14 protein-coding genes and 1 riboswitch are annotated in these 15,336 nt (G+C 69.5%); of the genes, 9 read left to right on the top strand and 5 right to left on the bottom strand.

Annotated features, from left to right (window positions below):
* Positions 1 to 196: 196 nt before the first annotated feature.
* Positions 197 to 3,832, bottom strand: coding sequence for a cobaltochelatase subunit CobN (cobN, locus tag D7D52_RS19700; RefSeq protein ID WP_120738466.1), 3,636 nt, complete (start codon positions 3,830 to 3,832; stop codon positions 197 to 199).
* Between the two features lie 42 nt (positions 3,833 to 3,874).
* Positions 3,875 to 3,950, bottom strand: a riboswitch (adenosylcobalamin-variant (AdoCbl-variant) riboswitch).
* A 224-nt stretch (positions 3,951 to 4,174) separates the two neighbouring features.
* Here cobN and D7D52_RS19695 point away from each other — a divergent pair.
* Both D7D52_RS19695 and cobG read left to right on the top strand, forming a co-directional pair.
* Entirely contained in the window at positions 4,175 to 4,405 is a 231-nt protein-coding gene (locus tag D7D52_RS19695) for a hypothetical protein (protein WP_120738464.1), read from the top strand.
* 291 nt (positions 4,406 to 4,696) lie between these two features.
* The gene (gene cobG / locus D7D52_RS19690; protein WP_120738462.1) at positions 4,697 to 5,896 is read left to right on the top strand and encodes a precorrin-3B synthase; all 1,200 of its coding nucleotides are present in this window, start codon (positions 4,697 to 4,699) and stop codon (positions 5,894 to 5,896) included.
* A gap of 59 nt (positions 5,897 to 5,955) precedes the next feature.
* On the opposite strand, the gene ddaH is transcribed toward cobG, so the two are convergent.
* Positions 5,956 to 6,825, bottom strand: a complete 870-nt coding sequence (ddaH, locus tag D7D52_RS19685; protein WP_222932647.1) for a dimethylargininase — start codon at positions 6,823 to 6,825, stop codon at positions 5,956 to 5,958.
* 156 nt (positions 6,826 to 6,981) lie between these two features.
* Between ddaH and D7D52_RS19680 the strand changes: the two genes are divergently transcribed.
* The 4 genes from D7D52_RS19680 (at position 6,982) to D7D52_RS19665 (ending at position 10,399) form a co-directional block, all read left to right on the top strand.
* Positions 6,982 to 7,419 (top strand): Lrp/AsnC family transcriptional regulator, encoded by a 438-nt coding sequence (locus tag D7D52_RS19680; RefSeq protein WP_120738458.1) that lies wholly within the window; start codon positions 6,982 to 6,984, stop codon positions 7,417 to 7,419.
* Between the two features lie 91 nt (positions 7,420 to 7,510).
* Positions 7,511 to 8,146 (top strand): precorrin-8X methylmutase, encoded by a 636-nt coding sequence (locus tag D7D52_RS19675; protein ID WP_120744274.1) that lies wholly within the window; start codon positions 7,511 to 7,513, stop codon positions 8,144 to 8,146.
* Positions 8,143 to 9,819: a precorrin-3B C(17)-methyltransferase gene (cobJ, locus tag D7D52_RS19670; RefSeq protein ID WP_120738456.1), complete on the top strand. Its 1,677-nt coding sequence runs from the start codon at positions 8,143 to 8,145 to the stop codon at positions 9,817 to 9,819. Before D7D52_RS19675 ends, cobJ begins: the two co-directional genes overlap by 4 nt.
* 34 nt (positions 9,820 to 9,853) lie before the next feature.
* Positions 9,854 to 10,399, top strand: a complete 546-nt coding sequence (locus tag D7D52_RS19665; protein ID WP_425464550.1) for a PadR family transcriptional regulator — start codon at positions 9,854 to 9,856, stop codon at positions 10,397 to 10,399.
* 150 nt (positions 10,400 to 10,549) lie between these two features.
* Here the strand turns inward: D7D52_RS19665 and D7D52_RS19660 are convergent, their stop codons facing one another.
* From D7D52_RS19660 to D7D52_RS19650, 3 genes are all read right to left on the bottom strand, one after another.
* Complete coding sequence (locus D7D52_RS19660) at positions 10,550 to 11,293, bottom strand: cobalt-precorrin-6A reductase (RefSeq protein WP_120744272.1); 744 nt, start codon at positions 11,291 to 11,293, stop codon at positions 10,550 to 10,552.
* Complete coding sequence (locus D7D52_RS19655; protein ID WP_120738454.1) at positions 11,290 to 11,871, bottom strand: DUF8020 domain-containing protein; 582 nt, start codon at positions 11,869 to 11,871, stop codon at positions 11,290 to 11,292. The genes D7D52_RS19660 and D7D52_RS19655 overlap by 4 nt, the downstream gene beginning before the upstream one ends.
* A 182-nt stretch (positions 11,872 to 12,053) precedes the next feature.
* Positions 12,054 to 12,959 carry a LysR family transcriptional regulator gene (locus D7D52_RS19650; protein WP_120738452.1) on the bottom strand — a complete coding sequence of 302 codons (906 nt, stop codon included), beginning with the start codon at positions 12,957 to 12,959 and terminating at the stop codon, positions 12,054 to 12,056.
* Between the two features lie 193 nt (positions 12,960 to 13,152).
* Between D7D52_RS19650 and D7D52_RS19645 the strand changes: the two genes are divergently transcribed.
* Genes D7D52_RS19645 through D7D52_RS19635 form a run of 3 tightly spaced genes read left to right on the top strand, consistent with a single transcriptional unit; the run spans position 13,153 to position 15,310 of the window.
* Positions 13,153 to 13,845, top strand: coding sequence for a type 1 glutamine amidotransferase domain-containing protein (locus tag D7D52_RS19645; protein ID WP_120738450.1), 693 nt, complete (start codon positions 13,153 to 13,155; stop codon positions 13,843 to 13,845).
* Between the two features lie 5 nt (positions 13,846 to 13,850).
* Complete coding sequence (locus tag D7D52_RS39910; RefSeq protein ID WP_120738448.1) at positions 13,851 to 14,438, top strand: TetR/AcrR family transcriptional regulator; 588 nt, start codon at positions 13,851 to 13,853, stop codon at positions 14,436 to 14,438.
* The gene (locus tag D7D52_RS19635; RefSeq protein ID WP_120738446.1) at positions 14,435 to 15,310 is read left to right on the top strand and encodes an aldo/keto reductase; all 876 of its coding nucleotides are present in this window, start codon (positions 14,435 to 14,437) and stop codon (positions 15,308 to 15,310) included. The genes D7D52_RS39910 and D7D52_RS19635 overlap by 4 nt, the downstream gene beginning before the upstream one ends.
* Positions 15,311 to 15,336: the final 26 nt, after the last annotated feature.

The raw sequence follows: 15,336 nt of genomic DNA, 5'->3' as shown, positions 1-15,336 counted from the left end.
GATAACGTCATTCGACGCCGCCGGGTGACGCGGCGCCGTTCACCTTTTCAGGGTCTCCCCGGAGACGACGCCGAGACGATTCTTATGATCCTCTCAGACTCATCGGCGGGGAAGACCCAGGTGCCGGGGTTGTCCGCCCTTGTCCTGTGCGCAACCCCGGCACGCCGCGACCGGAAACGCGACCGGTCGAATTCGCTTACTCCAGTTCGCCTTCGGTCTCCAGATAGACCTGCCGCAACCGATCGAGGGTGTCGCTCTCGGGCTGCTCCCACAGTTTCCGTTCCGCCGCCTCCAGCAACCGCTCCGCAATACCGTGCAGCGCCCACGGATTCGACTGCCGCATGAACTTCCGATTGGTCTCGTCGAAAACATAGGATTCGGCGAGCTTTTCGTACATCCAGTCGGCGACCACATTGGTGGTGGCGTCGTAGCCGAACAGATAGTCGACGGTGGCGGCCATTTCGAACGCGCCCTTGTAGCCGTGCCGGCGCATCGCCTCGAGCCAGCGCGGATTCACCACGCGCGCCCGGAACACCCGCGTGGTCTCCTCCGAGAGGGTGCGGGTGCGCACCGCGTCGGGCCGGGTGCTGTCGCCGATGTACGCCTCCGGATTCGTGCCGGTGAGCGCGCGCACCGCGGCCACCATGCCGCCGTGGTACTGGAAATAGTCGTCGGAGTCGGCGATATCGTGCTCGCGGGTGTCGGTGTTCTTGGCCGCCACCGCGATTCGCCGATACGCGGTGCGCATGTCGTCGGCGGCGGGCGCGCCGTCGAGATCGCGACCGTAGGCGAAACCGCCCCATGCGGTGTACACCTGCGCCAGATCGTCGTCGGTGCGCCAGCTCTTGGAATCGATCAACTGCAGCAGCCCCGCCCCGTAGGTGCCGGGCTTGGAGCCGAAAATCCTTGTGGTGGCGCGCCGTTGGTCACCGTGCTCGGCCAGATCGGCTTGGGCGTGCGCGCGCACATAGTTGGATTCGGCGGGCTCGTCCAGGTCGGCGACCAGGCGCACCGCATCGTCGAGCAGCGCCAGCACGTGCGGGAACGCGTCGCGGAAGAACCCGCTGATGCGCACGGTCACGTCGATGCGCGGGCGGCCCAGCTCCGCCAGGGAGATCGCTTCCAACCGGGTGACGCGGCGGCTGGCCTCGTCCCACACCGGCCGCACCCCCAGCAGCGCGAACACCTCGGCGATATCGTCGCCGGAGGTGCGCATGGCCGAGGTACCCCACACCGACAGCCCCACCGAGCGCGGGTATTCGCCGTGATCGGCCAGGTAGCGCTGCAGCAGCGAATCCGCCATGGCCTGACCGGTCTCCCAGGCCAGCCGCGACGGCACCGCCTTGGGATCGACCGAGTAGAAGTTGCGCCCGGTCGGCAGCACATTGATCAACCCGCGCAGCGGCGAACCGCTGGGCCCGGCCGGAATGAATCCGCCGTTCAAGGCGTGCAGGATGCGCGCGATCTCCACCCCGGTCTGGCGCAGCCGCGGCACCACCTCGGTGGCCGCGAAGCCCAGCACCCGGCGCACCTCGCCCAGACGTGTTGCGGCATCGTCGATTCCGGCCGCGACGCCCAGCTCACCGGTGACCAGGTCCTCGGTGACCGCCTCGATGGCATCGACGTCCCAGTCGACCTCCCGCATGTCCGACACCAGCTCGCGCGCCAGCTTCTCGAACGCGTCCACCCGCTCGCGCGCCTCGTCCCCGGCTTCGCTGAGCCCCAGCGCTTCCCGCAGCCCCGGCACATTGACCTCGCCGCCCCACAGCTGCCGCGCGCGCAGCATGGCCAGCACCAGATCCACCTCGGCCTCCCCTTCGGGGGCGGCGCCGAGAATGTGCAGGCCGTCGCGGATCTGCACATCCTTGATCTCGCACAGCCAGCCGTCGACGTGCAGCAGCATGTCGTCGAAGGATTCCTCGTCGGGACGTTCGGTCAGGCCCAGATCGTGGTCCATCTTGGCCGCGCGCATGAGCGTCCAGATCTGCTGGCGGATGGCGGGCAGCTTGGCCGGATCGAGCGCGGAGATATTGGCGTGCTCGTCGAGCAACTGCTCCAATCGCGAGATGTCGCCGTAGCTTTCGGCGCGCGCCATCGGCGGAATCAGGTGATCGACCAGGGTGGCGTGGGCGCGGCGCTTGGCCTGGGTGCCCTCGCCCGGATCGTTGACCAGGAACGGATAGATCAGCGGCAGATCCCCCAGCGCCGCATCCGTGCCGCAGGACGCCGACATGCCCAGCGTCTTGCCCGGCAGCCACTCCAGATTGCCGTGCTTGCCCAGATGCACCACGGCGTCGGCGGCGAAGCCCTCCGGCGCGGCCAGCCAGCGGTAGGCGGCCAGATAGTGGTGGCTCGGCGGCAGATCCGGGTCGTGGTAGATGGCGACCGGGTTATCCCCGAACCCGCGCGGCGGCTGCACGATCAGCACCACATTGCCGAAACGCAGTGCGGCGATGACGATCTCGCCCCGGGGGTCGGCCGACCGGTCGACATACAGCTCACCCGGCGGCGGCCCCCACGCCTCGACGACAGCCTCGCGCAGATCCTCCGGCAGCGTCTCGAACCACCGCGTGTAGAGGTCCGCGCCGATGCGAATCGGGTTGCCCTCCAACTGTTCGGCGCTCAGCCAGTCCGGGTCCTGGCCGCCCGCGGCGATGAGCGCGTGGATCAACGCGTCGCCGTCACCCTGCTCGAGGCCCGGGATCTCCCCCGGCGCGCCGAGATCGTAACCGGCCGCACGCATCTCGGTGAGCAACCGGATGGCGCTGGCCGGGGTGTCGAGGCCGACGGCATTGCCGATGCGCGCGTGCTTGGTCGGGTACGCCGACAGCACCAGCGCGATCCGCTTGTCCGCGGCCGGAATGTGGCGCAGCCGCGCGTAGCGCACCGCGATGCCCGCCACCCGCGCCGCACGCTCGGCGTCGGGCACATAGGTCGACAGCCCGTCGGCGTCGAACTCCTTGAACGAGAACGGGACCGTGATGATGCGCCCGTCGAACTCCGGCACCGCCACCTGGGTGGCGACATCCAGCGGGGACAGGCCGTCGTCGTTGGCCTCCCACTGCTCGCGGCCGCTGGTCAGGCACAACCCTTGCAGGATCGGCACATCCAGGTCGGCGAGCGCGCCCACATCCCACGCCTCGTCGTCGCCGCCCGCCGACGCGGCGGCCGGTTTGGTGCCGCCCGCGGCCAGCACGGTCACCACGAGCGCGTCGGCGGTGCGCAGGGTGGCCAGCAGCTCCGGTTCGGCGGTGCGCAGCGAAGCGCAGTACAGCGGCAGCGCCCGCGCGCCCCGGTCCTCGATCGCGGCGCACAGGGCGTCGATGTAGCCGGTGTTGCCGGCCAGATGCTGGGCGCGGTAGTACACCACCGCCACCGTGGGCGCGCCGGCCGCGGGCTCGCGCGCCTGGCGTTCGAGCTCACCCCAGCTCGGCATCTCCACCGGCGGCTCGAAACCGTGCCCGGTCAGCAGCACCGTGTCGGACAGGAAGTTGTGCAGCTGCAGCAGGTTTCGCGGGCCGCCCGCGGCCAGATAGTTGTGCGCGTCGGCGGCGACGCCGCCCGGCACGGTCGAGCATTCCATCAGCTCGGCGTCCGGCGCGATCTCACCGCCCAGCGCCACCAGCGGAATTCCGCTGGCGCGCACCGCCTCCAGCCCCGGCTCCCAGGCGCGTTTACCGCCCAGGATGCGCACGATCACCAGCTCGGCGCCATCGAGCAGCGCGGGCAGATCCTCCGGCAGCAGGCGCGCGGGATTGGCGAGCCGGTACGCCGCGCCGCTGGCGCGTGCGCTCAGCAGGTCGGTATCGGAGGTGGACAGCAGCAGGATCACAGGGTTCGGCCTTCCTCGGGTGACGCGCCCAGCACGGTTCGGCGCTCGCCGGAAGGTCTGACTGTCACAGTGGCGCGACCGCACCGGAATTGCACCGGTTTCTTCCGTTCGACGAGCGCGCCGATGCTATCGCGCCCCGGCCGCCCCGCCGTCAACGCGCCCGGATCACCGCACGCCGCGGCCGGATCACAGTGCGGCAAAGCCTCACCCGATCCTCTGGGCGACCGACCGGTACGTCCGTAAGCTGCGGGTATGCCACGTACTCCAGGATGGGTCAGGCGAAACCGCTTTGCTGCCTGGTCGGGATACTTTTGCGCACTGGTTGCCTTCGCAACGCTGGCCATGGCCCTCACCGCCGCCGGCTCCGGTCAAACCGAATGGGCCCTGCTGGCCGGCATCATCTGCGCCGCCACCGCCCTGTTCGGCCTCACCGTCATGACCACCACCGTCCACCGCGACCACGTCCAGCACCACAACATCCCCAGCCTCCTCAACGACACCTGGAAACGAACCCCCGCCTTCGCCCGCCGCCGCGGCAACCCCAGAGGCATCGAAACCGACGTCCACCACTGACCTCACCGCCTCCACCCTCGTAGCTTCGAGCCGCGAACGAGGTTTACGCGCGTGCTTTCCTCACGGTCCTCGAGCTGCGAACGCGCCTTCACATGCACACTTTCCATGAATAGATCGCAATATCTCTAGATTCGGATATGCGTTTATGCGGGCTAGACCGAGCTGGCGCGGCGAAGGATGCGCGGCGATCAGCGCTCGCAGTGATATGGCCGCCGCGCGGGGTGGGTCCTCGTCACCCCATCACCTCCCCCGGGTAGTCGACCGTGCCTTCCTCCGTAGGCTGGTGGGGTCATGACGCGATCCGATCCCGATTCCTGCCCGGGCGTGCTGCGCCTGCATCAGGCCGCCGACGGTCCCCTCGCCCGCATCCGGGTCCCCGGCGGCCGCCTCTCCCCCGAGCAGTTGCAGACCCTCGCCGCGGCGGCGGTCGATCTGAGCGACGGCCATATCGAGCTCACCTCGCGCGGCAATGTGCAGTTCCGGCAGGTCCGCGACGCGGCCGCGCTCACCGATCGGCTGACCGCGGCCGGGCTGCTGCCCAGCGCGACTCACGAGCGGATCCGCAACATCATCGCCTCCCCGCTCTCGGGCCGGGTGGGCGGCTGGACCGACGTGCATCCTCTGGTTCCCGCACTCGACGAGGGTCTGCGCGCACACCCGCGTCTGGCGGACCTGCCCGGCCGCGTCCTGTTCACCCTCGACGACGGTCGCGGCGACGTCAGCGGCCTCGGCGGCGATATCGGCGTCCACGCCCTCGACGAGCACACCTACGCACTCCTGTTGGCGGGCAACGACACCGGTGTCCGCGTGTCCGCCGCCGACGCGGTCGAGCTGATGCTCGCCACCGCCCACGGCTTCCTCGATATCCGCGACGGCCAGTGGCGGCTGCACGAGATACCGGACGGCCCGGGCCGCGTGACAGAGCATCTGCTGTCCAATCATCCCGGCCTGGACGCCACCGGCGCGCCCGTCGAAATCACTGCGCGCCAAGACATCCCGATCGGCTGGCTGAATCAGGACGACGATCGGGTGGCGCTGGGCGCGGGTGTGCGTCTGGGCTCGCTGCCCGCCCGCACCGCCGAATTCATCGCCGCGATCGAGCGTCCCGTCTTCCTCACCCCGTGGCGCAGCCTGGTCATCACCGACCTCGAGGAGTGGGCGGCCGAGCAAGTCGTCCGCGTCCTCGCCCCCATGGGCCTTCTCTTCGACGCCAACTCGCCCTGGCTGCAGGTCAGCGCCTGCGCAGGCCGGCCCGGTTGCGCGAAATCGCTCACCGATGTCCGCGCCGATGCCGCCGCAGCCGTCGAATCGGGCCGCGTGATCCCCACCGCCGCAACCCAATCCGCGCAGGAGGGCCTGGACGCGGAGGAGATCGTCGCCGCGGGCCGCCAACACTGGTCCGGTTGCGATCGCCGGTGCGGCCGCCCCAGGGGCCCGGTCACCGACATAATCGCCACCCCCGACGGCTATCGGATCACCCCGGCCGAATAGTGCACGGCCGCACCCGATCCGGGCAGTCGCGCGCGTGCGTCGACTGCCCGGCCCGGAGTTCAGCCCGCAGCGGCAGCGCTCACGGTGGCCCGATGCAGTTCGAGCGTGCAGCATTTCACGCTGCCACCGGATTTCAGCAGCTCCGACAGGTCGATGCCGACCGGGTCGTAACCGCGCGCCCGCAACTGGGTGGCCAGACCGGTGGCCTGGTCGGTGAGAAAGACGTGGTAGCCGTCGCACACCCCGTTGAGGCCGAGCACGGCCGCGTCCGCGTCGGTGGCGATGATGGCGTCCGGGTACAGCCGCGCCAGCGTGCGGGCACTCGGCCCGCTGAAGGCGGCCGGATAGTAGGCGATGGTGTCGTCGAGGACCATGAGCGCGGTATCGAGGTGGTAGAAGCGCGGATCCACCAGATCCAGTGAGACGACCGGCAATCCGAAGAACTCCGCGACCTCCTCGTGCGCGCCGCGGGCGCTGCGGAACCCGGTGCCGGCCAGGATCCGCTCCCCCGCGATGGCGAAATCGCCTTCGCCCTCGTTGGTTTCGCCGGCCGCCAGCACCTCGGCGAATCCTTGCGCGGCCATCCACCTGTGGTAGGCCGGACCTTCGTCCGCGCGTTCGGGATTGGCGAAGTGCGCCGACAGCGCCCGGTCGCCGATGACGAGCCCGCCATTGGCGGCGAACACCATATCGGGCAGTCCCGCAAGGGGTTCGATGACCTCGACCCGATGTCCGTGCGCCTCGTAGGCGGCGCGCAATCCGTCCCACTGGGCCAGCGCGAGGGCGCGGTCGACGGGTGCGGAGGTGTCCATCCACGGATTGATGGCGTAGGTGACCTCGAAATGCTCGGGACGGCACATGAGGTAGCGGCGAGGTGTCGAACGGCGGGCGGCGGGATCACGGGCGGGCAGGGTGGCTACGGACGTCAACGAGACTCCCTCGGAAGCGGCGCGGACCGGACTGAGCTGAAGGTATGTGGCGTACCGTTGCACGGGAAATAGCGAATCGTTGCGTTGATCGCCGCTGGACCAGCGATTCGTTGCGCCGAGGCGCTGCAGGTGCACGATTGCGAAAGGAACAGCCTCATGGACGATCTCGATCGCCGCATCCTGGGCCACCTGCTCGAGCAGGCCCGCGCCTCGTTCCAGGAGATCGGCGCGGCGGTCGGCCTGTCCGCGCCGGCGGTGAAACGCCGGGTCGACAAGATGGTGGCGGCCGGCCAGATCACCGGTTTCACCGCCGTGGTCAACCCGGCCGCGCTCGGCTGGCGCACCGAGGCGTATGTCGAGGTCTTCTACCGCGACAACATCTCCCCCGCCGAACTGCGCCGCGGTCTCGAACCGATCCCCCAGGTGGTCGGCGTGTGGACGATCGCGGGCGAGGCGGACGCCCTGGTCCACGTCATGGCCACCGATATGGCCGAGATCGAGGCCACCGTCGAGCGCATCCGCGAGAACGCGCGAGTCGGGCGCACCCGCAGCAATATCGTCATGTCCCGCCTGCTCGAACGGCCTCGCACCTGACCCCCCGGGGGGGTGCCTACCGCATCCCCGGTGTGGCCGGGCGCACTACCCGCTCATGGCCGCTCGCGGGGTGAAAACTAGGGTGGTGGCCATGTCCGACGTACGTGCCAGCTACCTCACCGACGGGGCCGAGATCTATCGGCGTTCGTTCGCGACCATTCGCGCGGAGGCCGATCTGGCCCGCTTCCCGGCGGACGTGTCGCAGGTGGTGGTGCGGATGATTCACGCGTGCGGGCAGGTGGATCTGGCCGGTGACGTCGAATTCAGCACGGATGTGGTGGCGAAGGCGCGGGCCGCGCTGCGGGCCGGTGCGCCGATTCTGTGCGATGCGAACATGGTCGCCTCGGGGGTGACGCGCAAGCGGCTGCCCGCCGACAACGAGGTGCTGTGCCTGCTGCGCGACCCGCGCGTGCCCGAACTGGCGGCCCGGATCGGCAATACGAGATCCGCTGCGGCGCTGGAACTCTGGCGCGACCGGCTCGACGGGGCGGTGGTGGCGATCGGTAATGCGCCGACCGCCCTGTCCCATCTGCTCGACCTGCTGGACGCAGGCGCGCCGCGCCCGGCGGCCGTCCTCGGCATCCCGGTCGGTTTCATCGGCGCGGCGGAGTCCAAGCAGGCGCTGGCCGAGTACGGCGGCGTCGAGTTCCTGACCGTGCGCGGCCGGCGCGGTGGCAGCGCCATCACGGCCGCGGCCCTCAATGCGATTGCGAGCGAACAAGAATGAGCAAGCTCTGGGGTGTCGGGCTGGGTCCCGGCGATCCGGAACTGGTGACGGTCAAGGCCGCCCGCGTGATCGGGGAGGCCGACGTCATCGCCTTCCACAGTGCCCGCCACGGTCGCAGCATCTCCCGCGCCATCGCCGCCCCCTACATGCGCGCCGATCAGCTCGAGGAGCACCTGGTCTACCCGGTCACCACCGAGACCACCGATCATCCCGGCGGTTATCAGGGCGCGATCGACGAGTTCTACGAGCAGGCCGCCGCGACGCTGGCCGACCATCTCGCCGCCGGTCGCACGGTGGCGTTGCTCGCCGCGGGCGATCCGCTGTTCTACAGCTCGTTCATGCACATGCATCGCCGGCTGGCCGACCGCTTCGACACCGAGATCATTCCCGGGGTCACCTCGGTCAGCGCCGCCTCCGCCGCGCTGGGCACCCCGCTGGTGGAGGGCGAGCAGGCCCTGACCATCCTGCCCGGCACCCTGCCCACCGCGGAACTCACCCGCCGCCTGCGCGATACCGACGCCGCCGCCATCATGAAGCTCGGCCGCACCTATCCCGGTGTCCGCCAAGCCCTTTCGGACGCCGGCCGCCTCGACGACGCCTTCTACGTCGAGCGCGCCAGCTCCACCCGCCAGCGTGTGCTGCGCGCCGCCGACGTCGACGATTCCAGCGTCCCCTACTTCGCCATCACCATCGTCCCGGGTCCTACCCCGGCCACCCGCATCCCGCTGACCTCCGGTCAGTCCGTTGCGGACGCCGACCAGACCGCGGCACCCGCCGAAATCGTCTCCACCGGTTCTGATTCCGCAGCCGCGCTGGACGAGCGGTACGCCGCTGGTTCCCCAGCCGCCGCGCTCGACGAGCGGCACGCCGCGGCCATGGACGCCCGGGAAACGACCGAACCTCCCGTCAGCGAACCGGATTCGGGCGGACGCGGCGAAGTCGTGGTGGTGGGCCTGGGTCCCGGCGCGGACGGGTGGACAACGCCGGAGGTGGCGCGGGCGCTGGCCGGCGCGACCGATATCGTCGGGTACACCACCTATGTGAACCGTGTCCCGGTGCGGGCCGGGCAGCGACGGCACGCCAGTGACAATCGGGTCGAATCCGAGCGCGCCGCAATGGCTTTGGACCTGGCCAAGGCCGGGGCGAAGGTCGTGGTGGTGTCGTCGGGGGATCCCGGGGTGTTCGCCATGGCCGCGGCGGTGATCGAGGAGTCCGCGGATCCGCAGTGGCGGGAGGTGCCGGTGCGGGTGCTGCCCGGGGTGACCGCGGCCAGTGCGGTGGCCAGCCGGATGGGTGCGCCACTGGGGCACGATTTCGCGATGATCTCGCTGTCGGATCGGCTCAAGCCGTGGGAGACGGTGGCGCAACGGATTTCGGCGGTGGCGTCGGCGGATATGGCGTTCGCCGTCTACAACCCGGCGTCTTCGCAGCGGCAGTGGCAGGTGGCGGCGATGCGTGAGCTGGTGCTCGAGCATCGCAAGCCCGAGACGCCGGTGGTGATCGGCCGCGATGTCGGCGGCCCGGCCGAATCGGTGCGGGTGGTGACGCTCGCCGAGCTGGATCCGGGCGAGGTGGACATGCGGACGCTGCTGATCGTCGGCGCGTCCACCACCACGGTGTTCGACGCGGCCGGCGGGCCGCGAGTGTTCACCTCCCGCCGCTACGAGACGTAGATTCCACAGGAGAACGTAGGCGTAAGGAGTGGTGTTGCCCGAAGACAAAGCTCGACGCCCGCTCAACTCGACGGCCGCGTCCCTGCTCGGCTTCCTCCACCAGGGCGAAATGTCCGGGTGGGATCTGGTGGCGCGGGCCCAGGACCGCATCGGCGACTTCTGGACCATCACCCAGAGCCAGGTGTACCGGGAACTGGCCACCATGCATCAACTCGGCTTCGTGGACAAGGGCGAGTCCGGCGCCCGCGACCGCACCCCGTACGTCATCACCGAGGCGGGCCGGGAAGCCTTCGCCGAGTGGATCGCCCGCGACCCCGGCGCGGAAACCATCCGCGTCCCCCTGCTGCTGACCCTGTCCTTCGGCGAGTTCGTGGACCCGCGCCGGCTCGAACGCATCGTCGCCGCCAACCGCGCCGTCCACGAGCAGCGACTGTCGAAATACCTGTCCGGCCAGGACGAACAACGCATGTCGCCGTTCGAGCGCGCCACCCTGGACTTCGGCATCCGCTACGAACGCGCCGTCCTGGACTGGTTCGACCGCCTGCCGGAACTCCTGGAGCACACCAGCCGCCTGTCCTGACGCCCGCCACGCGCCCAAGACCGTGTCCCCTGCCCATGCCGGCTTACTTTTGCTGCCCGCTCGTCCGACCATGATCGATCGCTCCGCCGAATCCGGAGAAACCGTCCGGTTCCGATCGACGAGGCACACCGCGCGTCCGCTGGAGCGGTCTCAAGCGCTGTCGACGAGGGCGCGCAGCCAGTTCCAGGCCGCCGCAACGGTTTCCACCTGGTCCACGCCGGCGGGCGGTGCGGGCCGGTCCATCATGACGACCGGGATGCCGAGTTCACGGGCGGCGGTGAGCTTGGCTTCGGTGAGCGTTCCCCCGCTGTCCTTGGTCACCATGACGTCGATCGCGCGGTTGCGCAGCAGCGCGGTCTCGTCGGCGACGCTGAAAGGCCCACGCGCCAGCAGTAATTCGTGATGCGGCGGGATATCGCCGTCCGGCGGGTCGATCGCACGGATCAGGAACCACGCCCGCGACAGCGCGAAGGCCGCCACGCCCTGCCGCCCGATGGTCAGAAAGACCCGATCACCCATCCCCGCAACGGCTTCCGCGGCCTCCGCCAGACCCGCGACGCGAATCCAGCGATCGCCGTCCCGTTCCCGCCACCCCGGCCGCCGCACATGCAGCACCGGCAGCCCGAGACTCGTCGCGGCCGCGGCGGCATTGGCGCTGATCCCTCCGGCGAACGGGTGCGTGGCGTCCACCACGGCCTGTATCCCGTTGTCCGCCAGCCACTCCCGCAGCCCCTCGACTCCCCCGAATCCCCCCACGCGCACCGCGCCGACCGGCAGCACGGGTGCGCGCACGCGCCCGGCGAGCGAGGACACGATCTCGAATCCCCGCTCCCCGGAGGCGATGGCGGCGAGTTCCCGGGCTTCCCGGGTCCCGCCCAGAATCAGCGTTTTCAGGGCTGCCCCGTGAGGGCCGCGGACCCCGAATCGATCAGCGGCTGCCCGCCGGCCACCAGCAAGCCGATGATCGCGCCGGGAATCGCGCCGATCCCGACGAAGATCAGTCCGATGAGACCGCCGATCAACCCGCCGATCGCCGCATGCTGCAACTCGGAGATGAACCAATCCACGCCGCTGATGTCCTTCGCGGACATCACCGGCGTGGCGTCCGAGGTCAGCGTCAACTGCCGCCCGTCCTGATCGACCGCCGCCGCCAGATCGATCTGCTTGCCCGCCACCACGCTGGACAGATTCACCCGCGTGAGAACCGCCCCCTCCTGGTTCTCCAGCGCCACCGACTTCCCATCGGCGCTCACCCTGAACTGTCCGCCGGTCACCCGCGTAATGATGCCATTGCCGGCCTGCGCCAACGACACCACATAATCCACCCCCTGCTGACTCCCCCGCACCTGCGGCGCACCCTGCTGATCCTGCACCGCAGGCACCGGCTCCGCCACCGCATACCCGGTCCCCGCCGCAACCCCCGTCGCCGCCGCCGCAACGAACGCCGTCACCACATACTTCGAGTACTTCATGAATCTCCCACTAGAGCGACCATCGAACCCGAAAATCCTCGGATTCCAGCCCGTCACGCTACCGCTGACTCACCAATGTTTCATTCTGAATGTCTCACCTACGCCGCCAATTCCATTTTTGTCCCAATGCCCCGCAGACCCGGGCAACTGCGGCGGCGGTCGGCGGGGCCCTCTGGTCCGGTTCAGGGCGTGCAGGTTCGCCATTCTTGGGCGGTGTCGAGGAGGTGGGTGCGGGTGCGGTCGATGTGGGGGCGGGGGGTGGTGCCGGCGCGGCGGGCGAGGAAGATCGTGTTGATGGGGGCGTCGGCGGGGTGTTGGAGGGCTTGGATTGTGCCGCTGGACAATTCGGCGGCGCACAGGTAGGTGGGCAGGACGGAGATGCCGGCGCCGGCCACGACGGCGGACAGGACGGCGCGCAGGTCGGGGACGGTCAGGGCGGGTTCGGTTTCCAGGCGGGTGTCGAAGACGTGACGCCAGTAGCGGCGGATGATCGGGAGGTCCGGGGCGTAGGCGATCAGTGGGGTGGCGGTGAAATCGTTGGCTCGCAATCGATTTGCGTCGGTGCGGGCGGCCAGGTGTGGTGCACCGACCAGCACGAATTCTTCGTCGGCCAGGGGTTCGGCCAGCACGGTGCGCCCGCGCGGGCGGATCGTCGAGACGACGAGATCGAGTTTGCCGGCCCGGAGGTCGGCGAGCAGGTCGTCGGCCAGGCCGGTGGCGACCGTGAGCCGCACGCCGTCGGCGACCAGTGGTGCGAGCGCCGGAAGTATCGCGGTGGCCAGCAATTCCGCGGGGCCGCCCAGCAGGACCGGCGGTTCGGTGACCGGTGGGCCGTCCTGCGGCGCACCGCCGATCACGGCTTCGAGCGTGTCCAGCGACGCGGCCACTCGCGTAGCGAGGTCGTGAGCGGCTGCGGTCGGGGCGACGCCGCGCGGCAGTCGCTCGAAAAGCGGTCTGCCCAGATGCCGCTCCAGCGCTTGCAGCTGGGTGGTCACGGTCGGCTGCGAAAGACCCACCTGCCCGGCTCCGGCGGTGAGGGATCCGGCGCGATAGACGGCCAGAAAGGTCCGCAGCTGAGCAAGATCCATTCCATTCTCGAATCGCCGCTGTCGCACCTGACCAGCCTAACCGCGACCCATCGGCGACCCGATACCAGCTATGGATAGATCTATTGGTCAGACAATTTCTCCCTCCCTAGGGTGGTCAGGGTGACGGATTGACGAATCACGCACGAAATGTCGGTTCATCACCTCGGACAATCGGACGAAGAAGGGATACCCGATGGCAAAGATCCTGTTCGTCATGACCGGCGCCGACCATTGGACGCTGGCGGACGGCACCAAACACCCGACCGGCTACTGGGCGGAGGAATTCGCCGCACCCTATGCGGCGTTCACCGCCGCCGGCCACGAGATCGTCGTGGCCACTCCCGGCGGCGTCGTGCCGACCGTCGATGCGGGCAGCCTCGCACCCGACGTCAACGGCGGAGCCGAAGGGGCCGAGAAAATCGCCCGAACACTGAGTGCGGCAACCGAATTGACTCGGCCGATACGCCTCGAGGACGTGCGACTGGCCGATTACGATGCCGTCTACTACCCCGGCGGTCACGGTCCGATGGAGGATCTGGCCGTCAACGCCGACTCCGGCAAACTGCTCACCGCCGCACTGGCCTCGGGCAAGCCGCTGGGCGTGGTGTGCCATGCGCCGGCCGCGCTGCTCGCCACCACCGATTCCGAGGGCGTCTCCCCGTTCGCGGGCTATCGGGTGTCCGCCTTCTCCAATGCCGAGGAGACGCAGGCCGGCCTCGCCGACAAAGCGTCCTGGCTGCTGCAGGACCGCCTCATCGCGCTGGGCGTCGACTATCGCGAAGGTGAGCCGTGGGCTCCCCACGTCGAGGTCGACCGCAACCTCTACACCGGACAGAACCCCGCGTCCTCCGCCCCGCTGGCCGCGGAGATGCTGAAAGCGCTCTGAAACCCATGCCCGCCGACCGGACCGCCGACGTCCTCGACGCCACGCTGCGCTGCCTGCTCCGCTACGGGGTGCGACGCACCACGATGGACGACATCGCCGCCGAGGTCGGGCTGTCACGGTCGGCGGTCTACCAATACGTCCGCAACAAGGACGACGCGGTGCGGCGCCTGGCCGCACGGCTGCACGAGCGAGCGCTCCAGCACGCCCGCGCCGCCGCGCATGCGGACGCGCCCGCCGCGGACCGCGTGCACGACGTCCTCGCGGCCAAGCTGGAGCTCACGGCGGGACTGTTCGCCGAATCACCGCACGCCGCAGAGCTTCTCGACGAACAAGCACGACTCAGCGGCGACATCTGCCGCGGTTTCACCGCCGACCTCACCGCGCTGCTCACGGGCGTGCTCACCGACGCCGGCGCGCCTCGTCCCGCCGACACCGCGCAGATCCTGTTCGCTTTGACCGCCGGGCTGCTGTCGACCGAGCGCACGGATCTGCTGCGCCCCGCCACCGAGATCGTCCTCAACGGTCTGGGAATTCCGATCGCATCCCGGCACGAGCGCATCGAATCACCGAATCTTTCGAGAGGATCGATATGACCAGCAACACCGACTCCCGGCCCGCCGCCGCCTCGGGCGTCTTCGCCCTCGGTGGCGATCTGCCCGTGCACCGGCTCGGCTATGGCGCCATGCAGATCACCGGCCCGGGCATCTGGGGCGACCCGGCCGACCCCGACGAGGCCGTGCGCGTCCTGCGCCGGGCGGTCGAGCTCGGCGTGAACTTCATCGACACCGCCGACTCCTATGGGCCGTTCGTCAGCGAGCAACTCATCCGCAAGGCGCTGCACCCCTACCCCGACGATCTCGTCATCGCCACCAAGGGCGGCCTGACCCGCTCCGGCCCGCACGACTGGCGGCCCGTCGGCCGTCCCGAATACCTGCGCCAGCAACTGCATTTGAGCCTGCGCCACCTCGGCGTCGACCGTATCGACCTGTATCAGCTGCACCGCATCGACCCGCAGGTGCCGCTGGCCGACCAGCTCGGCGCGCTGGCGGAGTTGCAGCGGGAAGGCAAGATTCGCCATATCGGCGTCTCGGAGGTCAGTGTCGAACAGCTGAAACAGGCCCGCGAGATCGCCGACATCGTCTCTGTCCAGAACCTGTACAACCTCGCCAACCGCAAGGCCGAGGACGTCCTCGACTACGCCGAAACCCACAATATCGGCTTCATTCCCTGGTTCCCCATCGCCACCGGCGAACTCGCCCGCCCCGGCGGCCCGCTGGACCGCATCGCCGAAGACCACACCGCCACACCGGCACAACTCGCCCTGGCGTGGCTGCTGCGCCGTTCACCGGTCCTGCTCCCCATCCCCGGAACCTCCCAGGTCGCGCACGTCGAACAAAACATCGCCGCCGCCGAAATCCAGCTCACCGACACCGAATTCGACGCCCTCTCCGCCGCCACCCAGTAATCCCGCTTGGGCCGGAACCCGGTCTG

This window comes from Nocardia yunnanensis, assembly GCF_003626895.1.
Lineage (GTDB): Bacteria > Actinomycetota > Actinomycetes > Mycobacteriales > Mycobacteriaceae > Nocardia > Nocardia yunnanensis.
The sequence above is the reverse complement of the archived record's forward strand: the minus strand, read 5'-3'. Positions and strand labels throughout refer to the sequence as shown.

What these genes read in the sequence shown, in the direction of transcription:
- D7D52_RS19695 (WP_120738464.1), top strand. Translation starts at nt 4,175, where the DNA reads ATGGCCCTCACCGCCGCCGGCTCCGGTCAAACCGAATGGGCCCTGCTG.
- cobG (WP_120738462.1), top strand. Translation starts at nt 4,697, where the DNA reads ATGACGCGATCCGATCCCGATTCCTGCCCGGGCGTGCTGCGCCTGCAT.
- D7D52_RS19680 (WP_120738458.1), top strand. Translation starts at nt 6,982, where the DNA reads ATGGACGATCTCGATCGCCGCATCCTGGGCCACCTGCTCGAGCAGGCC.
- D7D52_RS19675 (WP_120744274.1), top strand. Translation starts at nt 7,511, where the DNA reads ATGTCCGACGTACGTGCCAGCTACCTCACCGACGGGGCCGAGATCTAT.
- cobJ (WP_120738456.1), top strand. Translation starts at nt 8,143, where the DNA reads ATGAGCAAGCTCTGGGGTGTCGGGCTGGGTCCCGGCGATCCGGAACTG.
- D7D52_RS19655 (WP_120738454.1), bottom strand. Translation starts at nt 11,871, where the DNA reads ATGAAGTACTCGAAGTATGTGGTGACGGCGTTCGTTGCGGCGGCGGCG.
- D7D52_RS19650 (WP_120738452.1), bottom strand. Translation starts at nt 12,959, where the DNA reads ATGGATCTTGCTCAGCTGCGGACCTTTCTGGCCGTCTATCGCGCCGGA.
- D7D52_RS19645 (WP_120738450.1), top strand. Translation starts at nt 13,153, where the DNA reads ATGGCAAAGATCCTGTTCGTCATGACCGGCGCCGACCATTGGACGCTG.
- D7D52_RS39910 (WP_120738448.1), top strand. Translation starts at nt 13,851, where the DNA reads ATGCCCGCCGACCGGACCGCCGACGTCCTCGACGCCACGCTGCGCTGC.
- D7D52_RS19635 (WP_120738446.1), top strand. Translation starts at nt 14,435, where the DNA reads ATGACCAGCAACACCGACTCCCGGCCCGCCGCCGCCTCGGGCGTCTTC.